Here is a 25,473-nt window from a genome sequence, read left to right as displayed (position 1 = left end):
CCTGCTGACTGAGGCCCCCCGCAAGCGCGGGGGCGCTAAGCGAATCAGCCCTGGCGCGCCTTGAAGCGGCGGTTGGTCTTGTTGATCACATAGGTCCGGCCACGGCGGCGGATCACGCGGTTGTCCCGGTGGCGGTCCTTGAGCGACTTGAGGCTGTTGCGAATCTTCATGACTGTCTCTTCCGCGGCGTCTGCCGCCCAAAAATCGAAGGTGCGCCGTTAGGGTGCGAGCGCGCCCAAGTCAAGCGGCGCGGCGGATCTCCGCGAGCTTTTGCTCCCAGGCCAGCGCATGGCCGACGATCGCGTCCAGATCGGCATGCCGCGGTACCCAGGGCAGCGTCGCCTTGATCCGCGAATTATCCGAGATCAGCGAATCGGGGTCACCCGCGCGGCGCAGGCAGAGACGGCGCGCGATCTTGCGGCCGGACACCCGCTCGACCGCGTCCAGCACTTCGAGAACCGAAAAGCCGCGGCCATAGCCGCAGTTCATCGTCAGCGAGTGCGCCGGGTTCATGATCAGCGCCTCCAGGGCCAGGACATGCGCCGCGGCGAGGTCCGAGACGTGGATATAGTCGCGTACGCCGGTGCCGTCGGGAGTCGGGTAGTCGGTGCCGTAGACGTCGACACCCTCGCGCTGGCCCAGCGCCGCTTCGACCGCAACCTTGATCAGGTGCGTCGCTCCCGCCGTGGACTGGCCTGTCCGCGCATCGGGATCGGCGCCGGCGACGTTGAAATAGCGTAATGCACAGTAGTTGATCGAGTGCGCCGCGGCGATGTCGGCCAGCATCGCCTCGGTCATCAGCTTCGACATGCCGTAGGGGTTGATCGGCACCTGCGGCGTGCTTTCGGTGACCGGCGAGACATCGGGCACACCATAGGTCGCCGCGGTCGAGCTGAAGATGAAATGCGGCACGCCGGCCGCCACCGCGGCGCTCAGCAGCGCGCAGGTGTTGCCGGTGTTGTTGCGATAGTACTTGAGCGGATCGCTCACCGATTCCGGCACGACGACCGAGCCGGCGAAGTGCAGGATCGCCTGGGTGCCCTGCGTGGCAAATATCTGGCGCATCAGATCGGCGTTGCCGACGTCGCCCTCGAAGAAGGGAACGCTCTCCGGCACGGCCCAGCGGAAGCCCGTGCAGAGGTTGTCGACCACCGCCACCGGCCAGCCGGCATCGGCCAGAGCGAGCACGGCGTGGCTACCGATATAGCCGGCGCCGCCGGTCACGAGCACGGGTGGCTTCTGGAAGGACATGGCCTGCGGCTAACATGGCAGGCGTAGCGATCCGGTAAATGCGGGCGCCGAAACGGATTCTCGTTCATTCCGCCGCAAGCGGCGCGCGCCTAGGCCTCGATATGGGGTTGGCATATCGTATGCCCGGAGCACTTATGCGCAATCGATCGACACTCGCCGCCCTCTCCCTTCTGGCGCTCGCGCTTGGCGCACCGGCCCAGGCCCGTCCCGGCGGATGGGGCGGACCGGGCTGGGGCGAGCCCGGCTGGGGCAACTCACGCTGGGACGGTCCCTCATCCTCCTCTCGCGTCGAACGCGACCGCAGCCGCGAAGGCCGGGTCCAGGTGGCCCGCTTCGTCGCCGAGGGAACCGCTGCCGATGCGCTCGGCCACGGCGCGATCGCCGTCGCCTCGCAGACCGCAGGCCAGGACTACGTGGCCCAGAGCGACCGCGCCGCCTACGAAGCCGCGGTAATCGACCAGCTCGTCCACGCCGGCTACGACACCGCGCATGCCCAGCCCGCCGGCGGCCAGCTCGCCGAGCTCAAGGTGACGCGCACCGTGCTCGAACCCGCCGAACAGAAGCACAAGCCGGTCAGCGGCGAAGTGGCGATGTCGGCGAGCAACCGCGGCATGGGCTATGGCATGGCGCTCAACATCGACATGACCAAGCCGCTGCCGCCGCTGGTCTCGACCAAGCTGGAGGCACGCATCCGCGACCGGACGACCAATGCCGTGCTCTGGGAAGGCCGCGCCGAAGTGGCGACGCGCGAAGGCGACGACAAGTGGGGCGACCAGGCCATCGCCGCCAAGCTCGCCGCGGCCCTGTTCGACGGCTTCCCGCGCGCCAGCGACGGCGTGTCGATGCCCCGCGCCGATCTCGGCGGCTAGCGCAGACTTGCGCAACTGCATGGTATGCCACACGTTCTGGTTTCGGACGGCCGTGCCCGCAACGACGGGGTTGGTGGAGACGATGCCATGAAGACGCTTCCCTTTGCCGCCGCGGCGCTCTCGCTCATGCTCTCAGGCTGCGTCGCACCGGTAGGCCCGGTCGAGGTGACGCGTTTCCATGCACCCGATACCGCCCGGCTCGGCCGCGGCGTGGTATCGGTGGAACCCGCGCCGGGGATGGCCGGCGACAGCCTCGAATGGCGGACCTACGCCGCCGCAGTCGGCCGTCAGCTGACAGTGCTGGGCTACCGTGAGCAGGCGGCAGGCACTGGCGACCAGGTCGCCTATGTGCGTCTCCAGCGCCAGACCTACCAGCCGGAGCGCAACCGCAATCCGGTCTCGGTCGGGGTCGGCGGATCGACCGGCTCCTACGGTTCGGGGGTCGGGCTGGGCCTCGGCATCGACCTGTCGGGCCCTCCCCCGGCCGTCGTCGAGACCGAGCTCGCGGTCACGATCAAGGACCGCGCCACCGGCCAGGCACTCTGGGAAGGCCGCTCGAGCTTCACCGTCACCGAGAAATCGCCGCTCGCCAACAGCCAGCTCGGCGCGGCGAAGATGGCCGAGGCGCTGTTCAAGGGCTTCCCCGGGAACTCGGGTGAAACTATCCAGGTGAAATGAGCGACATCCAGATCACCGCTGCCTTCGATTCCGGCAACATCGAAGTCCTGTCCATCTCCGGCGCGAGCGCCGCGCTGAAAATCCGGCGCGACCGCGATTCCGACTTCTTCCAGTGGTTCCACTTCCGCGTCACCGGCGGCAAGGGACGCGAGCTCGAACTGCGCCTGACCGCCCTCAACGCCGCCGCCTACCCCGGCGGCTGGCCCGGCTACCGGGCTGCCGTTTCCGAGGACCGACAGTATTGGGGCCGCGCCGAGACGAGCTGGGACGAGAAGGCCGACGCCGGCACGTTGACGATCCGCTACACGCCCGAGAGCGACGTGTGCTGGTTCGCCTATTTCGCGCCCTATTCGATGGAGCGGCACCACGATCTCGTCGCCGCCGCGACCACCAGCGAGGGCGTCGACTACCGATGCCTCGGTTACAGCCTCGAAGGCCAGCCGATCGACTGCCTCGAAATGGGCGAAGGCCCGGTGCAGGTCTGGCTCTACGCCCGCCAGCATCCGGGCGAATCGATGGCCGAATGGTGGATGGAAGGCGCGCTCGAAGCGCTGACCGATCCCGCCGATCCGATCGCCCGCGTGCTGCGCCAGCGCTGCCGGCTGCACGTCGTGCCCAATGCCAATCCCGACGGCTCGTGCCGCGGGCACCTGCGGACCAATGCCATCGGCGTGAACCTCAACCGCGAATGGGCCGACCCGACGCCGGAGCGCTCGCCCGAAGTCGTCGCGATCCGCGGGGCGATGGACGCCAGCGGCGTCGACTTCTCGATGGACGTCCACGGCGACGAGGCGATCTCGGCGGTGTTCATGGCGGGGTTCGAGGGCATCCCCTCGCTCCAGCACGACCAGCGCGCCGGCTATCGCCGCTACTGCGAGATCCTCGCGCGCCGCACGCCCGACTTCCAGACCCGGCGCGGCTACCCGACCACGCCCGCGAGCAAGGCCAACCTCGCCATGTCGACCAACCAGCTCGCCGAGCGTTTCGGCGCCGTGGCGATGACCTTGGAAATGCCGTTCAAGGACCACGACGACCTGCCGAGCGAAGAGCAGGGGTGGAGCCCCGAGCGCAGCCGACTGCTGGGGCGCGAGTGTCTGGCGGCGCTGGCGGAGTGGCTGGATTGGCAGAAGGGGGCGGGTTGAGAGTTAGACCGGTGACTGCGCCCGTCAGAAAAGCTTAACTTCGAGCACTAATTGAGAGGTACGATGCTCAATTCCCGCATCATTGAGCAATACTGATAGCCCATCGATATCCTGCTCATGTTCCCAGGATGTGAACTTTTTGTTAAACATAGAATCTTCTATGAACCGTCGCGGTATGATTACGTGCGCCAGTTCTTCATATAAAAAAGGCTGGCCCCAAGTCCCTCCATCATGCACGTACTGCTCACCTAATTCTGACTCCAAAGGCAGCTCATCGACCCAGTATCTAGCATCGATGCTCAAAGCCCCGAATGTTGTCCAAGAACACCATGAACGGAGTTGCGGAGGATGATTGCCATTACAGCCTTCACCTAGAATCGATTTCATAGGTCGTATGAGGTGCCTAGTCGAAAGCAGCAGAAAAGAACGTAAGTCAGCCATGCACCACCTTCATGCCAATCATTCTAAGTGCGCTGCTATAGTATAAAGGTGAACAAACGCCGGATTGGCGCGCTCGCCATGACTTTCGTCTGCGCGGTAGTCAAACACCCTACCGCAACACCCCCCTGCCCCCGCATCCGCACCGCGTACCAAAGCAGCGCGATCGCGCCGATCCAGATCACCAGCGTCATGCCGATCGCCGGACCCGAGATCATCGACGCGGGCAGCTCGATGCTCGCCTGATAGGCCGTGCTCGCCGCCAGCCCGAGCAACGACGCCGCGAACGCGTGGACCGCGAAGCGCGAGCGGCGCAGCAGCAGAATCGAGCCCGCGACCGCGGCCCAGACGCCGAGCGTCCAGGCGGCGAGCGCCCAATAGGGCATGGCATCGACGTACTGCATGAACTCGGGCGGGAACGGCGCGAGATAGGCGGCGTTGCGCGAATTGGTCATCAGCCAGTCGTAGGCGCCGAAGGCATTCCACAGCAGGCTCGCCGCGGCGACCGGCCAGAAGTGCCGGGGGCGTGTCGCTGTCTGTTCCATGACCGGTGGCTCCCCTGACCTTCTCCGAGCGAAGCTCGGGGAGGATTGAGATACTGCAAAGCCGCGCGATTGTCCCTAGATAGCTCCCATGGCCGATCTTTTCGCCGACGACATGCCGGCTCAGCCCAGACAGGACGAACCCAGCCCCGACGCGCCGCTGGCCGATCGGCTGCGCCCGCGCACGCTGGCCGACGTCGTCGGACAGGAGCACATCACCGGGCCGGAAGGCGCGATCGGGCGGATGGTGGCGGCGGGCAAGCTCTCGTCGATGATCCTCTGGGGGCCGCCGGGCACGGGCAAGACGAGCACGGCGCGACTGCTCGCCGATTCAGTGGGCATGCGCTTCGTCGCGATCAGTGCGGTCTTTTCAGGCGTTGCCGATTTGAAGAAGGTCTTCGCCGAGGCAGACGTGGCGGCCAGGGCCGGGCAGCGCACCTTGCTGTTCGTCGACGAGATCCACCGCTTCAATCGCGCGCAGCAGGACGGTTTCCTGCCGTTCGTCGAGAAGGGCACGGTGACCCTGGTCGGCGCAACGACCGAGAATCCCAGCTTCGAGCTCAACGCGGCCCTGCTCTCCCGCGCGCAGGTGCTGATCCTGCGCCGGCTCGATGCCGATGCCCTGGCCAAGCTGCTCGACAAGGCCGAGGCGCTCGAAGGCCCCCTACCCGTCACGCCCGAGGCACGCGAGGCGCTGGTCGCCTCGGCCGACGGCGACGGACGGTTCCTGCTGAACCAGGCCGAGACGCTCTATGCCGCCAAGATCACGGAGCCGCTCGATCCAGCCGGCCTCGGCGCTTTCCTGCAACGCCGCGTCGCGGTCTATGACAAGGACCGCGAGGGGCACTACAACCTGATCTCGGCGCTGCACAAAAGCCTGCGCGGCTCGGACCCGCAGGCCGCGCTCTACTACATGGCGCGGATGCTGACCGCGGGCGAAGAGCCGCTCTATGTGCTGCGCCGGCTGGTCCGCTTCGCCAGCGAGGACGTGGGCCTCGCCGATCCCGAAGCGCTGGTGCAATGCCTTGCGGCCAAGGACGCCTACGACTTCCTCGGCTCGCCCGAGGGCGAACTGGCGATCGTCCAGGCCTGCCTCTACCTCGCGACCGCGCCCAAATCGAACGCCGCCTATGTCGCGCAGAAGGAGGCCTGGCGCAGCGCCAGGGAGACCGGCTCGCTGATGCCGCCGGCGACGATCCTCAACGCGCCGACCAAGCTGATGAAGGACATCGGCTACGGCAAGGGCTATGCCTATGACCACGACGCCGACGAGGGTTTTTCGGGCGCCGACTATTGGCCCGACGAGATGGCGCCGCAGACCTTCTACCACCCGGTCGAGCGCGGCTTCGAGCGGCAGGTGATCGAACGCATCGCCTATTGGGACAAGCTGAGGGCCAAGCGGCGCGAAGGCGAATGACAATCCGCTTACCCTGAGCTTGTCGAAGGCCGCACTTTTCCTTGAACCTGGCGCCGCGCCGCAAGAGAATGACCGTCCTTCGACAAGCTCAGGATGAGCGGTCGAGAGGGAAGCGAATCTCCGGGGGACCTATGCGAAACGCTTGGATGGCAATTGCGATCGCCTCGGCCGGGCTTTTGCCGCCGACGCTGGCCAAAGCCGCTCCCGACCTCGCCGCCTGCCCGCCCGTCAAGCAGGCCGAAGGCTGGGAGCGAGAACGCGCGCGGCCGCTGGCGGTGCCCGAGGCGCTGCGCGCGGTGCTGCGATCGGACCTGCTCCACTACGCCGTCGCGACGCTCGGCGGCGGCACGGTATGCCTTGATACAAGCTTCATGGAGACGACGGACAAGCTGGCGCTGTCGGACGACAAGAGATTCCTCTCGTTCGGCTGGCTCGGCTACGAGTCCTACGGCCACATCGTCGTCGACCGGACGGGCAAGGGCGCAATGATCGAGACCGGCGTCGCGCCGCACTTCTCGCCCTCGCGCCGCTATTTTGCCGCGGCTGACCAGACCGAGTCCGAATTCGGCTCGCTGAGCGGCCTCGCGGTCTGGCGCGTCGATGCCACCGGGACGACCGAGATCGGCCGGATCGACGAACTGCCGCGGATGAACGACTGGCGGATCGACGGCTGGAGCGGCGAGAGCTGCGTCGACCTGTCGGCCGTGCCCTTCGAGCAATCGGCAAAGGCGCCGCGCGTCCGTTTCCGTGCCGGTCCGGGCAAGGACGGCTGGCAGGTAGCGCGCAGTGCCAAGGGCTGCGCCGGACAATGAGCGCGGCGCCGATCACGGGCTGGGACGATGCCGTCGTCTTCGCGCTGAGCCTGCCGGACACCGAACTGGCGAAGAGCTACGGCAAGCCGGCGGTGAAAGTAACGGCCAACGGCCGCGCCTTCCTCGCGGTCGGCCACGAACCGGATACCTCGTTCGTCGTCGAGATCGATCTCGACACGGTCGAAGTGCTCAAGGCCACAGATCCCGACACCTTCTGGCAGACCGCGCACTACGAGGGCTGGCCCGCGGTTCTGGTCCGTTTCGGCAGCCATGATCCCGAGCGCGTGCGCGAGGTGATCGCCCGCGCGCGCGATCAGGCCGCCGCGAAGAAACCCGTCCGGCCGCGCAAGAAGTGACGCCGCGCTTCCGACATTTCGCCGCGATCGACTGGTCGGGCGCTGCGGGCGAGCGGCATGCCGGGATTGCCCTGGCGATCTGCTCGGCAGGCAGCGCCGCGCCTGCGCTGGTCCGCCCCAGCCACCGCTGGTCGCGGCCCGAGGTGCTGGCCTGGCTGGTGGACGGAATGCCCGCCGATACCCTGGTCGGGCTCGACCTCGGCATCTCGCTGGCTTTCGCCGACCGCGGCGCCTTCTTTCCCGGCTGGGCCGACAGTCCAGCAGATGCCCGCACGCTCTGGGCATTGATCGACCGGCTCTGCAAAGACGATCCGCACCTGTCGGTCACGAGCTTCGTCGACGACCTCGAAGCCGCGCGCCACTTCCGCCGCCACGGCGGGCGCGAAGGCGATCTGTTCGGCGGCGGCAGGGGACGCTTCCGCCAGACCGAGCTCGCGCAGCAGGCGATGGGGTGCAAGCCCTACAGCAATTTCAACCTCGTCGGCGCGGCGCAGGTCGGCAAGTCGAGCCTGTCGGGCATGCGCATGCTCCATCGGCTCGCGGGGCGCCTGCCCGTCTGGCCGATCGATCCGTTGCCAAAGCATGGCTCGGTCGTGACAGAAATCTATACGACGATCGCCGCAATGGCGGCCGGACGCAGCGCGGCCAAGTCGAAGATGCGCAGTTTCGAGGCGCTCAATGCGGCGCTGGCCACGCTCGGCAGCGATCCCGTCACGGGCTCGGGAGCGATCGACGACCACAAGAGCGATGCCCTCGTCACAGCCGCCTGGCTGCGCACCGCTGCCGACCGCCGGGAACTGTGGTATCCTTCCGGCCTTACCCCCGAGATAGCCCGCACCGAGGGGTGGACCTTCGGCGCAAAATGACACAAATGTCAGCAAATAAATGCCGCGGTCGAGGAGGATGAAACGATGAAGCGCAACCTGCTTTCCGGACTGGCCGTAGTGGCGCTGGCTTTCGGCACGACAGGCCCCGCCCTCGCCGCTCCTGCCAAGAAAGCGAGGGTGCAGCCGGCTGCCCCTCAACCGACGATGGCCTGGAAGGACTTCACGCAGGCGACGATCGACCGCTGGCTGGCGCTCGACCCGGCTTTCGCGGTCTATCAAGGCGCGCACCAGTTCGACGGCAAGCTACCCGACTGGAGCGACGCCGGTCTTAGAACGCGCGGCGATTTCCTGCGCTCGGTGATCGCGCAGGCCAAGGCCTATACCGCACTTACCGGCGCCGATGCCTTCGAGCGCGACTACCTGATCCAGGTCGCCGAGGGGCAGCTGTTCTGGCTCGAGGACGCCGACCAGCCGCACACCAACCCCGCCTTCTACATCAACGGCGGGCTCGACCCGAACGTCTACATCTCGCGCGAATATGCCAGCAAGGAAGATCGAATGAAGGTGATGATCGCCTTCTTCGAAGCGGTGCCGGAAGCGGCGAAGAACATTCGCGCCAACCTCAAGACGCCATTGCCTGCGAGCTTCATCAAGCACGGCATTTCCGGCTTCGGCGGCTTCGCCGAATATTACCGCGGCGATGCGCGTGCTGCCTTTGCCGACACCGGCGACGCGGTTCTCCAGACCTTGTACCGCGAGGCCTCCGAAAAGGCCGCGCAGTCGATGACCGAGCTCGCCGACTGGCTCAAGACGCAGCAGCCCACCGCGACGCAGGACTTCGCCCTGGGCGCCGCCAAGTTCTCACGCATGCTTAAGGCGACCGAGGGTGTCGACGTCCCCCTCGTCAGGCTCGAGGCGGTCGGCCAGGCGGACCTCCGCCGCAACCAGTTGGCGCTCAAGCAGGCCTGCGCTGCCTATGCGCCAGGCAAGTCGATCCCCGATTGCTTCGGCAAGCTCAACGCCGAAAAGCCTCCCGAAGGCCCGGTGGCGGCGGCGACCAAGCAGATCCCCGACCTGACCGCTTTCGTGCGCGAGCACGATCTCGTGTCGATCCCGGGCACCGAGCAGGCGCTGGTCCGCCAGTCCCCGCCCTACAACGCGCAGAACGGCGCCTATATCGATCCGCCGGGGCCTTACGAGAAGGGCATCCCCTCGATCTACTATATCGCCCCACCCGATCCGAGCTGGTCGAAGGAGAAGCAGCTCGAGTACATTCCCGGGGTCAAGGACCTGCTGTTCACCAGCGTGCACGAGGTCATGCCCGGGCACTTCCTCCAGTTCCTCCACTCGAACCGCTCTCCCTCGTGGATCGGCCGGCTGTTCGTCGGCTATGCCTATGCCGAAGGCTGGGCGCACTACAGCGAGGAGATGATGTGGGAGGCCGGGCTCGGCAATGGCGATCCCGGTACCCATGTCGGCCAGCTCTCCAATGCGCTGCTGCGCAACTGCCGCTTCCTCTCGGCGATCGGCATGCACAGCGGCAAGATGACGCAGGCGCAGTCGGACGCGATGTTCCGCACCCAGTGCTACCAGGGCGCGGGCACGGCCGAACAGCAGGCGGCGCGCGGGACCTATGACCCCGCCTACCTCAACTACACGCTGGGCAAGCTGATGATCCGCAAGCTGCGCGCCGACTGGACCGCGAAGCACGGGGGCCGGGCGGCGTGGAAGGAGTTCCACGACCAGTTCCTCAGCTACGGCGGCCCGCCGATCCCGCTGGTGCGCAAGGCGATGATGAACGAGCCAACCGCGAAGGCGGTGTTTTAAGGCAAGGAAGCCCCCTCCTCTTCAGAGGAGGGGAATTTCTAGAACAACGTCGTCAGCCCGTAGAACAGCGCGCCCACCGCTGCCGAGGCGGGGATCGTGATCACCCAGGCCATCACCACGCTCTGCGCCACGCTCCAGCGGATAGCCGAGGCGCGGCGGGCGGTGCCGGCGCCGATGATCGAGCCCGTGATCGTCTGCGTGGTCGAGACCGGGATGCCCAGCAGCGAAGCGGCGAAGAGCGTGATCGAGCCGCCGGTCGAGGCGCTGAAGCCCTGGTGCTGCGACAGCTTGGTGATGCGGCTGCCCATGGTCTCGATGATCTTCCAGCCACCCGACATCGTTCCCGCCGCGATCGCGACGTAGCAGCTGATCGCCACCCAGTGCGGCACGTGGAACTCGCCCGACAGGTGCCCGGTCGAATAGAGCAGCACGGTGATGACCCCCATCGTCTTCTGCGCATCGTTGAGCCCGTGGCTCAACGAATAGGCGGCGGAGGAGAACAGGTGGAGGAAGCGAAACGAGCCTTCGGCGGCGCGCGAGGTCGAGTTGCGGAAGGCCCAGCTGGTGATCAGCATGACCAGCATCGAGAGCATCATCCCCAGCACGGGCGACAGCACGATCGCGATCAGCGTCTTGTTCAGGCCGGTCCACTGGATGCCGTCGATGCCGGCGTGGGCGACACCCGCGCCGATGAGTCCGCCGATCAGGGCATGGCTGCTCGACGAGGGGATGCCCTTGAGCCAGGTCACCACGTTCCAGAACATCGCCCCCACCAGCGCGCCGAACACCACGCCCGGCGTCACGAGGTCCTTGGCGATCAGTCCCGCGCCGATCGTCTCGGCCACCTTGTGCAGCACCGGGAAGGCCAGGCTGAGGAAATAGGCGGCGAAGTTGAATGCCGCGGCGAAGAGCACCGCCTTGACCGGGCTCAGCAGCCGCGTCGCGACGACCGTGGCGATCGAGTTCGCCGCGTCATGCAGGCCGTTGAGGAAGTCGAACGCCAGCGCGACCGCGATCAGTCCGACAAGCAGCGGCAGGGCGAGTTCGTGGACCATGATCGTGTCAGGCGTGATCGATCACGATGCCGTCGATCTCGTTGGCGACGTCCTCCAGCGCGTCGACGATGCGCTCGAGGTGCTTGTAGATCTCGCGCACGACGACGAACTTCATCGTCTCACTGTCGCCGAACTGCTTGAAGGCCTTCTTGAGCCCGGCGTCGTGGATCTCGTCGGCATGGCCTTCCATGCGGACGAGACGCTCGGTCAGCTCGTGCAGCCGCGCGCCGTTGCGGCCGACATCGCGCAGCAGCGGCATCGCCTCGGCGGTGACGCGCGCGGCATCGACGATGATCGCGGTCATGTCGCGCATGTCGTCGTCGAAATCGGCGAATTCGTAGAGCGATACCGCGCCCGCCGCCGCGTTCATCTCGTCGATGGCATTGTCCATCGAACCGATCAGACTGGTGATCGCACCGCGGTCGAACGGAGTCAGGAAAGTCTTGCGGACCGTCGTCAGCACTTCGCGGATGATGTCATCGGCATCGTGCTCGCGCTCGACGATCTCGCGGATGTGATCGGCGCGCGACCCGCCCTGGAACAGCCGCGCCAGGGCATCGGCCGCGGCGACGATTGTCACCGCATGGGCCTCGAAGAGGTCGAAGAAATTGCCGGTCTTGGGCAGCAGCCGCTGGAACCACGCGAACATATGATTGATCCTGGATTTTTGCGCGACGCGCTGAAACATGCCGGTGCGCCGGGCCGCGGCCTTGAATTCCGATGTCGCGAAAGAGCGCATGAGATCGGCAAGGTCCGCCTCGTCGACCGCTTTCGCCGCCTCGGGCAGGGTGAACCAGCGGCGCTCGCGCTGGCTCTTTTCCTTCCACTGGTCGAGTTCCTGCGTCACCGCCATCGGGAAGACGTCGACGTCGACCATCAAAGAGGCGCCGTTGCCCCGCTGCTTGCGATAGCGGTAGGAACCGAGCGGGATCGGACAGACCGAGCCGTGGACGCCGGCCTCTTCCTCGGCCTCCATCGCCGCTGCGGCATGCGGCGAAAACCCCGAGGGAATGTTGCCTTTGGGAATTACCCAGCGCCCCGTGCCGCGCGAGGTGACGAGCATGACCCGCACCGGCGCATCGAGCGCTGGTCCTTCGGAACGGTAGGGCAAGGCGGCGATCTGGCGGATTGACGGTGTCCCCTGAAAACGCGGCCATGTAAGGGTTTTGCGCTATGTTACAATATCGTGACACTACCAAACGGTGCGTAACCCGGCGTTTTGGCCCCATTGGACCGCGATCGAGCCTTCTTGACTGGCGCTAAACGCCCGAGCGGACCATATGGACGCAGATGGATAGCGATATCGAGACCATAGGACTGCTCGACGACGACGAGATCGAGCTCGACCACGCCGCCCTGGCGCTGAGCGAACTCGATCACGAGGGGATCGAGCTCGAGCCCTACTATGCGCTGCTCGACGAGATCGGCGAAAGGCTGGACGATTTCGCCGAGGCGGAGACTCCCGAGGCACAGGGTGAGGCGCTGGCCCAGGTGTTCCATGAGGAATTCGGCTTCACCGGCGACGCCGACAGTTACGACGCGCCGCTCAACGCCGATCTCATCCGTGTGCTCGACCGCCGGCGCGGACTGCCGGTCAGCCTGTCGCTGCTCTACGTCGCCGCAGCCCGGCGCCTGGGTTGGACGGCCTATGCGACCAATACCCCGGGCCATGTCCTCGTGCGTATCGGCGACGAGAACGGCGGCGAACCGCCTTACCTGATCGATCCGTTCCACGGCGGCGCGCCGGTTTCCGACGACCGTCTGGCCGCACTGCTCCATGGCACGATCGGACCGGACGGCGTGCCCGGGCCCGAGCATATCGCCCCGATGACCAACCGCACCGTGCTGGCCCGGCTGCTGCTGAACCAGGCCTCGCGCGCCGAACGCGCTGGCGACCCGGTGCGAGCGCTGGCGATCTACGAACGCATCACGCTGGTCGCGCCCGACAATGCCGACGGCTGGTGGGAACTCGCCCGGCTGCAGCTCCAGCTTCGCGACGTGTCGGCTGCGCGAGCCAGCCTCAGCGCCATGCTCGAAGTCACCCGCGACCCCCAACGCCGCGAACTGATCACGACGACGCTGCAGGCGATCGCGACGGGTTAGATGAACCGTTACCTCGCGCCGAGATCGCCCTTGCCAATCGTACCGCTCGCCATCTCCAGCATGGCGTCGAGGCTCTTCTTCGCGGCGAGACGCAGGCTTTCCTCGATCTCGATCCGCGGCTGCAAGGTCGCGCAGCGCGAGGTAGAGCTTCTCCATCGTGTTGAGCGCCATGTAGGGGCAGATGTTGCAGTTGCAGTTACCGTCGGCACCTGGCGCACCGATGAAGGTCTTCTCGGGCAGCGCCTTTTCCATCTGGTGGATGATGTGCGGCTCGGTCGCGACGATCAGCGTCTGGCCTTCCATCGTCTTGGCATACTGCAGGATGCCGCTGGTCGAGCCGACATAGTCGGCGTGGTCGACGATGTGCGGCGGGCATTCGGGGTGCGCGGCGATCGGCGCGTCGGGATGCTGCGCCTTGAGCTTGATCAGCTCCTTCTCGCTGAACGCCTCGTGGACGATGCAGACGCCGGGCCAGAGCAGCATGTCGCGGCCGAACTTGCGGTTCAGATAGCCGCCGAGGTGCCGGTCCGGGCCGAAGATGATCTTCTGTTCGGGCGGAATCTGCGAGAGGATCGTCTCGGCGCTGGAAGACGTGACGATGACGTCGCTGAGCGCCTTAACCTCGGTCGAGCAATTGATATAGGTCAGCGCGATATGATCGGGATGCGCCTCGCGGAAGGCCTTGAACTTCTCGGGCGGGCACGAATCCTCGAGACTGCAGCCGGCGTCCATGTCGGGCAGCACGACGATCTTCTGCGGGCTGAGGATCTTGGCCGTATCGGCCATGAACTTGACGCCGCAGAACGCGATGACGTCGGCATCGGTCGCCGCCGCCTTGCGGCTGAGTTCGAGGCTGTCGCCGACGAAATCGGCAAGATCCTGGATCTCGGGCTTCTGGTAGTAGTGCGCCAGAATCACCGCGTTGCGCTCCTTGCGCAGGCGTTCGATCTCGGCACGAATATCGATGCCAGCGAGATTGGCGGTCTGGACGGTCATCTTGGCTTTTTCATCCCTCGGTCTTCGCCGGGTCAGATAGGCATTCGCCCGGCAGTTCCCAAGCAAAAAAGGCCCAAGGAGAAAATGCGATCAGGCCGCGATCACGCGATCCGTCAAGGCTTGCCAGAAGGGCGCGACGGCCAAGGCCTCGATGATGCAATGGCTGAGCGTGATCACCAGCCCGGCGGCGATCGTTGCCGGATGGATCATGCCCAGCACCTTGCGATCATGCCGCGCGACCACGGCCAGCACGCCGAGTTGGACCACCAGCGCCGCCCATTCGCCCCAGGGCATGATCAGCGGCATCGGCAGCGTCCGGCCGAGCGCCGGCTCCATCAGCATGATAAGCGCGCCAACCATCAGGCGGCGATGCCATTCCGTTTCCTTGCGACGCGCGATCGCCGCGACGATCAGCCCGGCGAACGTCAGCAGGCCCACCTGCGTCAACGCGAGGAAGAACGGCGGCGTGAAGAAGAACGGCTCGCGGTGGGCCTGGATGATCTGGATCGAAACCCAACTGCCGAAACACACGACGACGGTGGCGAGCGCCGCGCCCAGCCAGCCAAGCCGGCGATGCAGCGCCAGATTGTCGCGCGCCACCAGCGTCGCCTGGGTTACGGTCAAGCCGAGCCACGCCATCATCACCACGGCATGAGCATGAACGTAGAGCGGAACCGAACCGTAATCGACCAGTCCGCGCGCAGCGAACTGGGCGAAGCCGAAGACTATGAATACCGAGATCCACAGCATCGTCTTCTGCCAGAAAGACTGATCGCTGACCTCGACCTGAGCAAGCGTCGCCATATGGAGTCCCCCGATGCGGCGCGCAGGATACTACCGTTGGTTACTGTGTAAAAGTGGAATCAGTTCGGTGCCGCTTCACCGTCGAAACGCACCGCGACGGTGACGTCACCGTAACCCGCAACCTGCAGCGGGATCGTCAGGTTCTGGCGGATCGCGTCCTTGGCGGCGGCGCGGGCGAGGCCCATCAGCACAGGGTTGGCCGCCTGCTCGGCCGCCTGTTTCTCGGCGAGCTGGGTGTTGGCACGGGTGAGATTGTCTTGCGTAGTGCGGGTGATCCAGACGCCCTCGCGCAGATATTGCGCCCTGCCCTCGTCGAGGTTGGGCCGGCTCAGCGCCAGCGGCGGCAGGCGGACGTCGAGGCGTTTCGTCTCGGCATTCCAGGTCAGCCGGTCGTGGCCCATCGCCGAAAGGTCGATCGTGTAGTCGATCCGCGCCGGGATCACCGCCACCTGGCGCGACTTGATCAGGCCGAACACCGCTTCCTCGTCGTTGGCGACGACGGGCGAGAGCTGCGCGGAGAAGACCGTGAGGCGATTCTGTTTCTCGAAGGCGGTCAGCGTGGTCGCCAGCGGATCGCCCGCTGGCTTGGGACCATAGACGCGCCACATCGCCCAGACAGCCAGCGCCAGCGCGACGACGAACAGCAGCCACGGCAGAGCTGCGCCGCGAGCCGGCGTGATAGGCGGATTCAGGCGGCGATCGTCCATGTGTCGTCAGAACGGACGACCCGTCCCCGGCGTTCCAGGTCGATCAGATGAGCCAGCACCGACCGTTCGGCCGCCGGCCAGAGCCGCTCGTCGACACCCTTGTACATCTGCGGCACCATCGCGTGGATCTGGTGCACGCCGGCCTCGATCTGGCGGATGATCTGGTTCTCGCGCTGACGGCGGTGGCCGATCATGCCGCGCACGAGCTGCTGCGGCTTGGTCACCGCCGGGCCATGCGCGGGGTAATAGACGCGGTCCTCGCGCTCGTAGAGCTTCTGCAGGCTCGCCATATAGGCGGTCATGTCCCCGTCCGGCGGCGAGACCACCGAGGTCGACCAGCCCATGACATGATCGCCGGTGAACAGCGCGCCCGATTCCGCCAGCGCGAAGCAGAGGTGGTTCGAGGTGTGGCCCGGGGTCGCGACCGCAGTCAGCGTCCAGCCCTCGCCCATGATGCTTTCGCCATCCGCCAGCACCCGGTCCGGCGCATAGGTCGGATCGAAGCTCGCGTCGGAGCGCGGGCCGTCGTCGCTGAGTACCAGCGGCGCGCAACCGATGATCGGCGCGCCTGTCCGCTCGGCCAGCGGCGCGGCCGCGGGCGAATGGTCCTTGTGCGTATGGGTGCAGACGATCGCGCTCACTTTAGCGTCGCCGATCGCGGCGAGCAGCGCCTCGATGTGATCGTCCTCGATCGGCCCCGGGTCGATCACCGCAACATCGCCGGCTGCGCCGACGACATAGGACTGCGTTCCGGTGAAAGTGAAAGCCGAAGGGTTCGCGGCGAGCACGCGGCGCACCAGCGGTTCGGCGGGATCGGCCTCGCCGACGGGCCAGGGTTTGGGCGGAAATTCCATGCGCCGGATATGGGGGGTCGGCGCGCGCCTGTCGATAGGCCTGCTAGCAGCCGGAGAAGATCAGCGCCCGACCACGCGGATACGCTCACGCAGCGCGGCAATGGCGCTGGGCATGGGAAGCTCGGTCTGGCGCCAGCCGTTGTCGAGCCGCATCAGCCGCGCATAGAACCGCTCGCTCGCGCCGATCAGGTCGCGGATCTCGGGATCGAGCAGCGCCAGCCGCTCGGGATCGGCGGCGGCGCTGTCCAGGGCCAGCTTGCCGTGGCGGCGCAGCTGGAACTCGCTGAGCTCGCCCATGAAATAGGCGCGGTGGTTGAGCAGCCAGGCGATCGCGTGCATCATCCGCGTCGTCGTGCGCAGCGCCTCGCAGGAGAGCGCAATGCGCGACAGGTCTTCCTCGCGCCCCGCTGCTTCGAGCCGGCCGGACAGCCTGAAGGCCGCACGCACCTCGTCGGCGAGCACCAGCGCCTCGGCGTAGAGGCCTTCGATGATGCGAGGATTGATCGTGGCAGGCTGTGTCATGGACATGGAATAATCCCACGCAGTGGCATCCGGCAATCGTAGCCACTCGTGATTCCACAGCGCATTTGGGACTGTGCAAAAGTGGCACAAACCCTGCGGCGCCGCAGCCGCCATTTAGGCGATGATGTCTGGTATCAGATAATCCTCTACCAGCGCAATTTGATCCTTTAGTTTCAGCTTCCTTTTCTTAAGTCGGGCAATTTGCAGCTGGTCCGCCGAATTGGCCGTCGCCAGTGCATCGATCGCGGCGTCGAGGTCGCGATGCTCGATTTTAAGCGCTTCCAGCCGCTTACGCAGCTCTTCTTCGTTCACGCCGTAATCTCCACGAGCTGTTCGCCCCACCTGCAAGGACATCAGAACCACTCGACGCAGACTCGCCGCGTTTCGCCGAAACGTCCCATTTTGAGCTTCGCAAGATAGGATGAATATGGTTGCATGACAATCGCGCCGCACCCGTAGAGGGCCGAGTCGGCCCCGGGTCGCTCCCGGGTAGGCCAACGAGGAGGACCATGAATATGGAAGCTTCGCATCTCAGCGCCTTGCAGCTCAAGCACGCCGGCCTCGAACGGCGTCTTCAGGAAGAAATGAGCCGCCCGATGCCTGATGTTGTGGTTATCCAGACGCTCAAGAAGCGTAAGCTCCGCATCAAGGAAGAACTTGAACACATCTAGAGATCTTTTCGCAGATGGAACGGTTGCGCGGCGTGTGTGCCGCGTTCCCAAAGCCGCAGCTTTGCGCTAGTCGGAGCGCATGACCAGCGCAGCCGTCGCCGCCGCCAGAACGATCCTCACCCGCCTTCACGAGGTGATGGCTTCGCGCAGCCACGCGCAGGCCAAGCTCAACACCGTCGTCGAGGTGATCGGCGCGGGTCTCGATAGCGAGGTCTGCTCGATCTACCTGCTCCGCGAAGGCATGCTCGAGCTGTTCGCTACGCGCGGCCTCGCGCAAGAGGCCGTGCACGTCACGCGGATGAGCGTGGGCGAAGGCCTCGTCGGCACGATCGCCGAGCAGATCGAGATGCTCAACCTAGCCGAAGCGGCAGCACACCCGGACTTCTCCTATCGGCCGGAAACGGGCGAGGACAAGTTCCATTCCTTCGCCGGGGTGCCGATCGTCCGGCGTGAGCGGGCCGTGGGCGTGCTTTGCGTCCAGCACGTCGAGCCGCGCCGCTACGAAGAGGTCGAGATCGAGGCGCTGCAGACCGTTGCCATGGTCCTGTCAGAACTGATCGCCAATGCGGAACTCGTCGACGAGGACGACTATGCCGCGACCGATGCCCAGACCGGCCCCGAGATGCTGCGCGGCCTGACCTTGGTGAAGGGCCTGGCCACCGGCTGCGCGGTCTATCACCAGCCACGCGTGACGATCGAGCACATCGTCGCCGAGGATACCGAGGCCGAGCGCCAGCGCGTTTACATGGCCTTCGACAAGATGCGCGAAGGGATCGACCGCATGGCCGCCCAAGCCGAGTTCGGCGTCGGCGGCGAGCACGAGGAGATCCTCGAAACCTACAAGATGTTCGCCTATGACGAAGGCTGGGCAAGGCGGATCAACGAGGCGATCGACAGCGGCCTGACCGCCGAGGCAGCGATCGAGCGCGTCCAGCAGCGCACCCGGATGCGCATGCGCCAGATCGACGATCCGCTGCTGGCCGATCGCATGCACGACCTCGAGGACCTGGCCAACCGGCTGCTGCGCATCGTTTCGGGCCAGCTCGGTTCGGCGGCGAGCAAGGGCCTGCGCAACGATGCCATCCTGATCGCGCGCAATCTCGGCCCGGCCGAGCTGCTCGAGTACGACAAGCGCCGCCTCAAGGGCGTGATCCTCGAGGAAGGCTCGCTCACTGCCCACGTCGTCATCGTCGCGCGGGCCATGGGCGTGCCGGTGCTCGGCCGCGTGCGCAGCCTGCGGGGGCTGATCCGCGAAGGCGACCAGCTCCTGCTCGACTGCGAGGAGGGCACGGCGACGATCCGCCCGACCCAGGCGCTGGTCGAGGCCTTCGAAACCCGCTTCGCCAGGAGCCGCGAACGCCAGGCCGGCTATGCCGCGCTGCGCGATGTCGAGCCGGTGACGCTCGACGGCCAGCGCATCGCGGTGATGATCAATGCCGGCCTGCGTGACGACATGCCCAACCTGGCGCTCACCGGCGCCGACGGCATCGGCCTGTTTCGCACCGAGTTCCAGTTCCTCGTCTCGGCAACCCTGCCCGCGCGCGAACGGCAGACGCGGCTCTACCGGGACGTGCTCGACAGCGCCGGCGAGCGGCCGGTCATCTTCCGCACGGTCGACATCGGCGGCGACAAGGTCCTGCCCTACCTGCGCCACAACGACGGCGAGGCGGAGGAGAACCCGGCAATGGGCTGGCGCGCGCTGCGTGTCGCGCTCGAACGCGAAGGCCTGCTCAAGGTCCAGGCGCGCGCGCTGCTCGAGGCCGCGGGCGGGCGCACGCTCAACGTCATGTTCCCCATGGTATCGGAGCCCTGGGAATTCGACGCCGCCAAGGACGTGTTCGAAGGCCAGCTCGCCTTCCTCAAGGCGCGCAAGAAGCAGTTGCCCGACGCGATCCGCTATGGCGCCATGCTCGAAGTGCCGGCGCTGGCCGAGCAGCTCGACCTGCTGGCGCCCAAGCTGTCGTTCCTGTCGATCGGCACCAACGACCTCACCCAGTTCCTCTTCGCCGCCGACCGCTCGAACCCCAAGCTCGCCGAACGCTACGACTGGCTGAGCCCGTCGATCCTGCGCTTCATCCGGCGCGTGATCAGCTCGATCGACGGGCACAACGTCGATCTCACCGTCTGCGGCGAGATGGGCGGTCGCCAGCTGGAAGCGCTGGCGCTGATCGGCGTGGGCATCCGACGCCTGTCGATCACGCCGGCCGCGGTCGGCCCGATCAAGGAACTCGTGCGCAAGATCAATCTCGGCGAGATCGAGGCCGCGATGGCAGGTTGGCTCGCTTCCCCCCGCCCAGCCTGCGCGTCGCGCTCGAGGAATGGGCCTGCCAGCGCGGCATCACCTGCGACTGATCGCAGGCAGGCTATCCAGCCTGTGTGCAACCGCGTAAACCGAGGGTCACGGTATTGACTTGAAAGGCGGGACGGCGTTTCACTTCGCCTTGCGGGGCGTCGCACCTCAACTCCGATCGGGACCCGGATGGCCGAACAGGATCTACAGCAGCCGCAGATACCTATCGACGACTCTTCAGGCGTCGGAGCGCGGTTGCGGCGGGCCCGTGAAAAGCTCCGGCTGAGCCGCGCCGATGTCGCCGCACGCACCAAGATCGCCGAACGCCACCTCGCCGCGATCGAGGAAGAACGCTTCGCCGATCTCGCCAGCAGCACCTACGCCGTCGGCTTCTCACGCGCCTATGCCCGCACCGTAGGCCTCGACGAGCGCGAGATAGCCCATGCGGTGCGCGTCGAGCTCGACATGATCGACGATGCGCCGACGCCGGCCAAGCCGACTTTCGAGCCCGGTGACCCCGCGCGCGTGCCCAGCATGCGCCTGGCCTGGATCGCCGGCGCGGGCGCGCTGGCGGTCATCGCCGCCGTCGCCGTGTTCTGGGGCAGCTACATCTTCCCCGCGGTCTCGCTGCCCGACCTGATCAAGGAAGCGCCGCCGCAGCCGGCGACGAAGAAGGTCGTCCTGCCGCCGCCCACACCGATTGCGGCGAACCCGCAGGGCCAGGTCGTGATCACGGCGAAGGAAGCCGGCGCCTGGGTCAAGATCGTCGACAAGGACGGCAAGCAGCTGTTCCAGAAGGAAATGGCGCTGGGTGAGAGCTTCGCGATCCCGACCGATGCGGTCGAGCCGCAGCTGCGCACCGCCTGGCCCGACGCGCTGACCGTCACCATCGGCGGCCAGCCGGTGGCTCCGCTGGCGGACAAGCGCAAGGTCATCTCCGTGCCGATCTCGGCCGCGGCGCTGCTCGCACGCGGCCAGCCGGCAGCTCCCGCCGCACCGGTCGCGGCCGCTCCCGTCGCCCAGCCCGCTTCGGCAGCCCCGCCGGCTCCTGCGGCACAGGTCCCCGCCGCCGCCAGGGCGGCAGCCCCGTCGACGAGGCCCTCGGCTTCACCCGCACCGGTCGCCAAACCCGCTGCGCCCAAGGCCGCTGCGCCGGTGCCTTCGCCTTCGCCGGCGGCGCCTGCACCCGCGGCGGCCGCGCCGACACCGACGCTGCCCTACAATGTCGAGCCGCCCAAAGCTTCCACCGTTTCGCAATAGGCGAGGCTCGACACTGCAACGCGACTGCGGCAATCACCTCGGCAGGCCAAGACGGTTAATCTCCGGTTCTGCCGACCGCTGGCAGGCCCGCTGGGCGGCCGTTCCGGGGCCCTGAGGGTTACGCAAAAAATGGTGCTATCATGAAGACATGGCTCGGACGCATTCGTCCGGTTAAGGCGGCAACGATGTCTGCCTTGGCGGTGGTTCTGGTCGGGACGTCGCTTCCCGCCCTCGCGCAGGACACGATGGCCGAGGCGCGCATCCGCAAGATGGAAGCCGAAATCCGCGCGCTCCAGCGCCAGGTCTTTCCCGGCGCCAGCGGCGACAAGCTTTTCGCGCCCGAGATTACTCCGGGCCAGCCCGCTGCGACCAATACGGCAACACCCGCCTCCACCCCGGTCAGCGATCTGCTGACGCGCATGGACACGGTGGAATCGCAGCTCGCGAAGCTGACCGCGCAGATCGAGCAGACCAGCAACCGCCTGTCGATCCTCGAAGCGAAATCCGCCGTCGGCACGGCCGATGCGGCCGCGACCACTGCCGGCGCGACGCCGACCACCGCAGCTCCGGCAGCGGGTGACAGCAATCTCGCGGCGATGAGCGGCGGCGCCTCGGCCCCCAAGCCCGTCGTAGCCCCGCCCGTCGCTGCCGCGCCGAAGCCGGTTGCCGCAGCGGCAAGGGCAACTCCCACCACGACCCGGCCGACCGCGCAGCGCCTGGCCGCGGTCCAGGCGATTCAGAAACCCGCGACCAACGATCCGGGCGACGACGAATACTCCTACGGCTTCCGCCTCTGGGAAGCGAAGTTCTATCCCGAAGCGCAGCAGCAGCTGAAGATGATGGTCGACCGCTATCCGCGCCACGCCAAGATCAGCTTCGCGCGCAACCTGCTCGGCCGCGCCTATCTCGACGACGGCAAGCCGCGCGAGGCCGCCACCTGGTTCCTGCAGAACTACCAGGGCGACAAGACCGGCGCGCGCGCATCGGACAGCCTGCTGCTGCTGGCGGAATCGATGCGCCAGCTCAAGGACACCAGCCGCGCCTGCATCGCCTTGGCCGAGTTCGCCGACACCTATGCGGCCGAAGCCGCGGGCCGGTTGAAGAGCCAATACGATGCCACGCGCGGCGGGGTGAAGTGCCCCGCCAAGTAAGGCTGCGGTGGTGGACGCCGCGCTAGCCGCCCGCTTCGCCGGCGATCTGGCGCCGCTGTGGCAGGCCGGCGGCAAGCTGGGCCTCGCCGTCTCGGGCGGGCCCGACAGCCTGGCACTGCTGCTGCTTGCCGCGGCGGCGCTGCCCGGGCGGGTCGAGGCGGCGACGGTCGATCACCAGCTCCGCCCCGAAAGCGCCGCCGAAGCGGCCGACGTCGCGGTGATTTGCGCCGGCCTGGACGTGCCGCATGAGACGTTGCAGGTCGATGTCGCGCCGGGCAACGTCCAGTCCGAGGCCCGCAGCGCGCGCTACGCCGCACTCGCCGGCTGGGCTGCAGCGCGAGGCATCGAGGCCCTCGCCACCGCGCACCATGCCGACGATCAGGCCGAGACGCTGCTCCTGCGGCTGAACCGCGCCAGCGGCGTCGCCGGGCTCGCCGGGACGCGCGCAAAAGGCCTGGCCCCCGGAACCACGCTTCCCTTGCTCCGGCCGCTGCTCGCCTGGCGCAAGGACGAGCTCGCGGCCATCGTCGCGGCGGCCGGCCTGACGCCCGCGCTCGACCCCAGCAACAGCGACGACCGCTTCGACCGCGCCCGGCTGCGCAAAGCTCTGGCCGAGGCCGACTGGCTCGACGTGCCGAGCATCGCCGCCAGCGCAGCGCACCTCGCCGACGCCGACGCCGCGCTCGACTGGGCGGTCCGGCGCGAATGGAGCGAATGCGTCTCGACCGAGGGCCTGGGGATCACCTACCGCCCGCAAGCCCCGCGCGCGATCGCGCTGCGCGTGCTGGCACGGATCGTCGCGCAGCTCGACGGCGAGGAACCGCGCGGCGGCGCGGCGGCCCGCCTGTTCGACGCGCTGGTCGAAGGCCGCACCAGCTCGATCGGCCAGCTCGTGGCGCGCCCGGGCCTCGGCGGCTGGACTTTCACGAAAGCGCCGGTTCGACGGGCGGCGCCGCGATCCGGGACCTGATCATCTGGCAACTGGCTGGTCTTTTGCCGAGAATGTCACATGCATCCACTTCACCTCGTCTAGCCACGGAACGCCATCGACCCGCGTTCGCAGCGAGGAAGGCACCACAATGCGACAGACTATTTCCATTCCGGTTCTGGCTACGGTGTTCGGCTTGGGATTGGCCGGAAACGGCATCTTCATGCTCGTCGATCCAACCAACTGGTATTTTGCCGTTCCCGGCGTCCCGACCACGGGACCGTTCAACCAGCATTTTCTGCGCGACATCGGCCTGATCTTCTTTCTGGTCGGAGGGGCTTTCATGGCCGGGGCGGTTCGCCCGAACGTGCGCGTTGCGCTATGGGCCGCCGGCGCATTCTGGCTCACCGGCCACGCCCTGTTCCATCTCTGGGAAGTTGCGGTCGGCATATGCGGAGCCTCGGCGCTGGTTCGGGACTTTCCCGCTGTCACGCTCCCCGCGCTCGTCGCGATTGCGCTGACGCTCTGGGCTGCACGCCCATCGCGGCTTTCCGCTCCGTCGCCTTCTCACGCCTGAACCAAAGGCTCAGCGCATCCTCACAGCCCCTTTAATCGCTCGGGGCGCTTGCCTAAGTTAGGCCGGCCGCGCCGTCTCGTCCCACGCCGCGGTGGAGAAACTTCGATGAGCGCCACCGACACCACCCCGCCCGGCATGCACGACTGGCAGGAGACGCACCTGCGGCGCTACCTTCAGTCCGGCGGTACGGAAGGGCATTTCTACGATTTCGGCCCGATCAACGACGAAGGCTATCAGCCGATCTGCCTGATCAAGCACGTCGGCCGCAAGAGCGGGCGGACGCTGATCCTGCCGCTGATCTACGGCATGGTCGAAGGCGAGATCGTCATCGTCGCCTCAAAGGGCGGCGCTGCGGCGCACCCGGCCTGGTATCTGAACATAGCGGCCGCCAGCGAGATCGAGGTCCAGGTCGCGACGCAGGCCTTCCGCGCAACCTGGCGCGAACCCGCCGAGGCCGAACGGCAGCGGATCTGGGACCAGATGGTCGCGATCTATCCGCCCTATGCCGAATATCAGGACAGCACGGACCGCCTGATCCCGCTCGTCATGATGAAGCCGGTCGCGAGCATCCCGGTGTTCCAGGAATCCGAACTCGATCGTTGACGCGCGATGGGCGTCAGCTCGTCAGGCTGGCGCCCAGCCCGACCATCTTGCCGCGGGTGATATAGACCTTGTCGCCGACGTGGGTGGTCTCGAACACCTTCTTGGCGAAGTCGAGCGGCATGCCGACGCAGCCGTGGCTGACATAGCCCCAGGCGACCTTGGTCGCATGCAGCGTGATGCCGTCGTTGGTCAGCCGCTGCATGTAGGGCATCTCGGCATCGTAGAGGTTGGACTCGTGCTTGACCTGCTTCTCGGTGATCGGGAAGACGCCGAGCGGGGTCGGCTTGTCGTCCGAGCCGAGCAGGACGGCGGAAGCGCCGATCTCGTATCCGCCCTTGAACACCGAGATGACGCGGGCATCGAGGTCCACGGTCATGACGATCGGGCCATCGGGCACATTCTTGTCGTCCCAGTGCCATTCACCGTACTTGATCGGGCCGTTGATCGGCAGGATGCGCTTGATGACGAAACGCTCGTCGGCCGGAGCGGCCGGGCTGGCGGCGGGAGCGGGCGCGATGGCGACCTTCGCCGACGGCGCGACGCCCGCCGCGCTCGGCTTAGACGCCTGCACCGCGGCCGGCTTTACCGCATCGTCCTTCGGCGGGCCGACGACGAGCATCGCCGCGGCAATTCCGGCCAGGCCGACAAAAGTCGCACCCAGCATCGTCCGATTGTTCAACAGACCTGGCATCGCTCGTTTCCCGCGTTCCTCAGCAGGCGCGCATGATCGCGCATCGTTCGCTGAATCGCCAGAGCGCCTTTCCCGGCGTTCCGGCGCGGGACCGTTCGCACG

27 protein-coding genes and 2 pseudogenes are annotated in these 25,473 nt (G+C 66.8%); 16 read left to right on the top strand and 13 right to left on the bottom strand.

Going from position 1 to position 25,473, the window contains the following annotated elements; genetic code table 11:
* Nucleotides 1–44 precede the first annotated feature (44 nt).
* Together ykgO and galE are read right to left on the bottom strand one after the other, a co-directional pair.
* Entirely contained in the window at nt 45–170 is a 126-nt protein-coding gene (gene ykgO / locus KRR38_RS25670) for a type B 50S ribosomal protein L36 (protein ID WP_003046794.1), read from the bottom strand.
* A gap of 70 nt (nt 171–240) precedes the next feature.
* The gene (galE, locus tag KRR38_RS25665) at nt 241–1,251 is read right to left on the bottom strand and encodes a UDP-glucose 4-epimerase GalE (protein ID WP_217406262.1); all 1,011 of its coding nucleotides are present in this window, start codon (nt 1,249–1,251) and stop codon (nt 241–243) included.
* A gap of 134 nt (nt 1,252–1,385) precedes the next feature.
* Between galE and KRR38_RS25660 the strand changes: the two genes are divergently transcribed.
* From KRR38_RS25660 to KRR38_RS25650, 3 genes are all read left to right on the top strand, one after another.
* A complete protein-coding gene (locus KRR38_RS25660; RefSeq protein ID WP_254514976.1) occupies nt 1,386–2,120 on the top strand; it encodes a hypothetical protein in 735 nt (244 codons plus the stop codon).
* Between the two features lie 87 nt (nt 2,121–2,207).
* The gene (locus KRR38_RS25655) at nt 2,208–2,798 is read left to right on the top strand and encodes a DUF4136 domain-containing protein (RefSeq protein ID WP_217406260.1); all 591 of its coding nucleotides are present in this window, start codon (nt 2,208–2,210) and stop codon (nt 2,796–2,798) included.
* The gene (locus KRR38_RS25650; protein WP_217406259.1) at nt 2,795–3,940 is read left to right on the top strand and encodes a M14-type cytosolic carboxypeptidase; all 1,146 of its coding nucleotides are present in this window, start codon (nt 2,795–2,797) and stop codon (nt 3,938–3,940) included. The genes KRR38_RS25655 and KRR38_RS25650 overlap by 4 nt, the downstream gene beginning before the upstream one ends.
* Nucleotides 3,941–3,964: 24 nt before the next feature.
* On the opposite strand, the gene KRR38_RS25645 is transcribed toward KRR38_RS25650, so the two are convergent.
* Together KRR38_RS25645 and KRR38_RS25640 are read right to left on the bottom strand one after the other, a co-directional pair.
* On the bottom strand, nt 3,965–4,327 hold the full coding sequence (locus KRR38_RS25645) for a hypothetical protein (protein WP_217406258.1): 363 nt from the start codon (nt 4,325–4,327) through the stop codon (nt 3,965–3,967).
* An 89-nt stretch (nt 4,328–4,416) separates the two neighbouring features.
* On the bottom strand, nt 4,417–4,923 hold the full coding sequence (locus KRR38_RS25640; RefSeq protein WP_217406257.1) for a hypothetical protein: 507 nt from the start codon (nt 4,921–4,923) through the stop codon (nt 4,417–4,419).
* A gap of 88 nt (nt 4,924–5,011) precedes the next feature.
* Between KRR38_RS25640 and KRR38_RS25635 the strand changes: the two genes are divergently transcribed.
* The 5 genes from KRR38_RS25635 (at nt 5,012) to KRR38_RS25615 (ending at nt 10,159) form a co-directional block, all read left to right on the top strand.
* The gene (locus KRR38_RS25635) at nt 5,012–6,337 is read left to right on the top strand and encodes a replication-associated recombination protein A (RefSeq protein ID WP_217406256.1); all 1,326 of its coding nucleotides are present in this window, start codon (nt 5,012–5,014) and stop codon (nt 6,335–6,337) included.
* Nucleotides 6,338–6,483: 146 nt separating this feature from the next.
* Nucleotides 6,484–7,149, top strand: a complete 666-nt coding sequence (locus KRR38_RS25630) for a hypothetical protein (protein ID WP_217406255.1) — start codon at nt 6,484–6,486, stop codon at nt 7,147–7,149.
* Complete coding sequence (locus tag KRR38_RS25625; protein ID WP_217406254.1) at nt 7,146–7,505, top strand: hypothetical protein; 360 nt, start codon at nt 7,146–7,148, stop codon at nt 7,503–7,505. Before KRR38_RS25630 ends, KRR38_RS25625 begins: the two co-directional genes overlap by 4 nt.
* The gene (locus KRR38_RS25620) at nt 7,502–8,371 is read left to right on the top strand and encodes a hypothetical protein (protein ID WP_217406253.1); all 870 of its coding nucleotides are present in this window, start codon (nt 7,502–7,504) and stop codon (nt 8,369–8,371) included. Before KRR38_RS25625 ends, KRR38_RS25620 begins: the two co-directional genes overlap by 4 nt.
* A gap of 45 nt (nt 8,372–8,416) precedes the next feature.
* The gene (locus KRR38_RS25615; protein ID WP_217406252.1) at nt 8,417–10,159 is read left to right on the top strand and encodes a DUF885 domain-containing protein; all 1,743 of its coding nucleotides are present in this window, start codon (nt 8,417–8,419) and stop codon (nt 10,157–10,159) included.
* Between the two features lie 38 nt (nt 10,160–10,197).
* Here the strand turns inward: KRR38_RS25615 and KRR38_RS25610 are convergent, their stop codons facing one another.
* Together KRR38_RS25610 and KRR38_RS25605 are read right to left on the bottom strand one after the other, a co-directional pair.
* Nucleotides 10,198–11,214, bottom strand: a complete 1,017-nt coding sequence (locus tag KRR38_RS25610; RefSeq protein WP_217406251.1) for an inorganic phosphate transporter — start codon at nt 11,212–11,214, stop codon at nt 10,198–10,200.
* A 7-nt stretch (nt 11,215–11,221) separates the two neighbouring features.
* Nucleotides 11,222–12,343, bottom strand: coding sequence for a DUF47 family protein (locus tag KRR38_RS25605; RefSeq protein WP_309141208.1), 1,122 nt, complete (start codon nt 12,341–12,343; stop codon nt 11,222–11,224).
* Between the two features lie 161 nt (nt 12,344–12,504).
* Between KRR38_RS25605 and KRR38_RS25600 the strand changes: the two genes are divergently transcribed.
* The gene (locus KRR38_RS25600; RefSeq protein ID WP_217406250.1) at nt 12,505–13,317 is read left to right on the top strand and encodes a SirB1 family protein; all 813 of its coding nucleotides are present in this window, start codon (nt 12,505–12,507) and stop codon (nt 13,315–13,317) included.
* Between the two features lie 8 nt (nt 13,318–13,325).
* Here the strand turns inward: KRR38_RS25600 and nadA are convergent.
* The 6 genes and pseudogenes from nadA to KRR38_RS25570 all read right to left on the bottom strand — a co-directional run bounded on the left by nadA (nt 13,326) and on the right by KRR38_RS25570 (nt 17,512).
* Nucleotides 13,326–14,313: pseudogene (gene nadA, locus KRR38_RS25595) on the bottom strand (quinolinate synthase NadA).
* A gap of 90 nt (nt 14,314–14,403) precedes the next feature.
* Nucleotides 14,404–15,117, bottom strand: coding sequence for a hypothetical protein (locus KRR38_RS25590; RefSeq protein ID WP_217406249.1), 714 nt, complete (start codon nt 15,115–15,117; stop codon nt 14,404–14,406).
* 59 nt (nt 15,118–15,176) lie between these two features.
* Complete coding sequence (locus KRR38_RS25585; RefSeq protein ID WP_217406248.1) at nt 15,177–15,824, bottom strand: DUF4230 domain-containing protein; 648 nt, start codon at nt 15,822–15,824, stop codon at nt 15,177–15,179.
* A complete protein-coding gene (locus KRR38_RS25580) occupies nt 15,806–16,678 on the bottom strand; it encodes an MBL fold metallo-hydrolase (RefSeq protein WP_217406247.1) in 873 nt (290 codons plus the stop codon). Before KRR38_RS25580 ends, KRR38_RS25585 begins: the two co-directional genes overlap by 19 nt.
* 60 nt (nt 16,679–16,738) lie before the next feature.
* Entirely contained in the window at nt 16,739–17,206 is a 468-nt protein-coding gene (locus KRR38_RS25575) for a DUF1465 family protein (protein WP_309141138.1), read from the bottom strand.
* Nucleotides 17,207–17,314: 108 nt separating this feature from the next.
* Nucleotides 17,315–17,512: a YdcH family protein gene (locus KRR38_RS25570; RefSeq protein WP_217406246.1), complete on the bottom strand. Its 198-nt coding sequence runs from the start codon at nt 17,510–17,512 to the stop codon at nt 17,315–17,317.
* Nucleotides 17,513–17,715: 203 nt separating this feature from the next.
* Between KRR38_RS25570 and KRR38_RS25565 the strand changes: the two genes are divergently transcribed.
* The 7 genes and pseudogenes from KRR38_RS25565 to KRR38_RS25535 all read left to right on the top strand — a co-directional run bounded on the left by KRR38_RS25565 (nt 17,716) and on the right by KRR38_RS25535 (nt 24,680).
* Nucleotides 17,716–17,871, top strand: coding sequence for a YdcH family protein (locus KRR38_RS25565; RefSeq protein ID WP_217406245.1), 156 nt, complete (start codon nt 17,716–17,718; stop codon nt 17,869–17,871).
* Nucleotides 17,872–17,950: 79 nt separating this feature from the next.
* Nucleotides 17,951–20,223: pseudogene (ptsP, locus tag KRR38_RS25560) on the top strand (phosphoenolpyruvate--protein phosphotransferase).
* Between the two features lie 127 nt (nt 20,224–20,350).
* Nucleotides 20,351–21,421, top strand: a complete 1,071-nt coding sequence (locus KRR38_RS25555) for a helix-turn-helix domain-containing protein (RefSeq protein ID WP_217406244.1) — start codon at nt 20,351–20,353, stop codon at nt 21,419–21,421.
* 185 nt (nt 21,422–21,606) lie between these two features.
* Nucleotides 21,607–22,572 (top strand): tol-pal system YbgF family protein, encoded by a 966-nt coding sequence (locus KRR38_RS25550; RefSeq protein WP_254514973.1) that lies wholly within the window; start codon nt 21,607–21,609, stop codon nt 22,570–22,572.
* A 10-nt stretch (nt 22,573–22,582) separates the two neighbouring features.
* Entirely contained in the window at nt 22,583–23,542 is a 960-nt protein-coding gene (tilS, locus tag KRR38_RS25545; RefSeq protein WP_309141137.1) for a tRNA lysidine(34) synthetase TilS, read from the top strand.
* 109 nt (nt 23,543–23,651) lie between these two features.
* Nucleotides 23,652–24,077 carry a hypothetical protein gene (locus KRR38_RS25540; protein WP_217406242.1) on the top strand — a complete coding sequence of 142 codons (426 nt, stop codon included), beginning with the start codon at nt 23,652–23,654 and terminating at the stop codon, nt 24,075–24,077.
* Between the two features lie 105 nt (nt 24,078–24,182).
* Nucleotides 24,183–24,680 carry a nitroreductase/quinone reductase family protein gene (locus tag KRR38_RS25535; RefSeq protein ID WP_217406241.1) on the top strand — a complete coding sequence of 166 codons (498 nt, stop codon included), beginning with the start codon at nt 24,183–24,185 and terminating at the stop codon, nt 24,678–24,680.
* Between the two features lie 13 nt (nt 24,681–24,693).
* Here KRR38_RS25535 and KRR38_RS25530 read toward each other — a convergent pair whose 3' ends face one another.
* Nucleotides 24,694–25,371 carry a L,D-transpeptidase family protein gene (locus KRR38_RS25530; RefSeq protein ID WP_254514972.1) on the bottom strand — a complete coding sequence of 226 codons (678 nt, stop codon included), beginning with the start codon at nt 25,369–25,371 and terminating at the stop codon, nt 24,694–24,696.
* Between the last annotated feature and the right edge of the window lie 102 nt (nt 25,372–25,473).

The organism is Novosphingobium sp. G106 (assembly GCF_019075875.1).
In the GTDB taxonomy this organism is placed as follows: Bacteria; Pseudomonadota; Alphaproteobacteria; order Sphingomonadales; family Sphingomonadaceae; genus Novosphingobium.
This window is presented reverse-complemented; position numbering and strand designations above follow the sequence as displayed.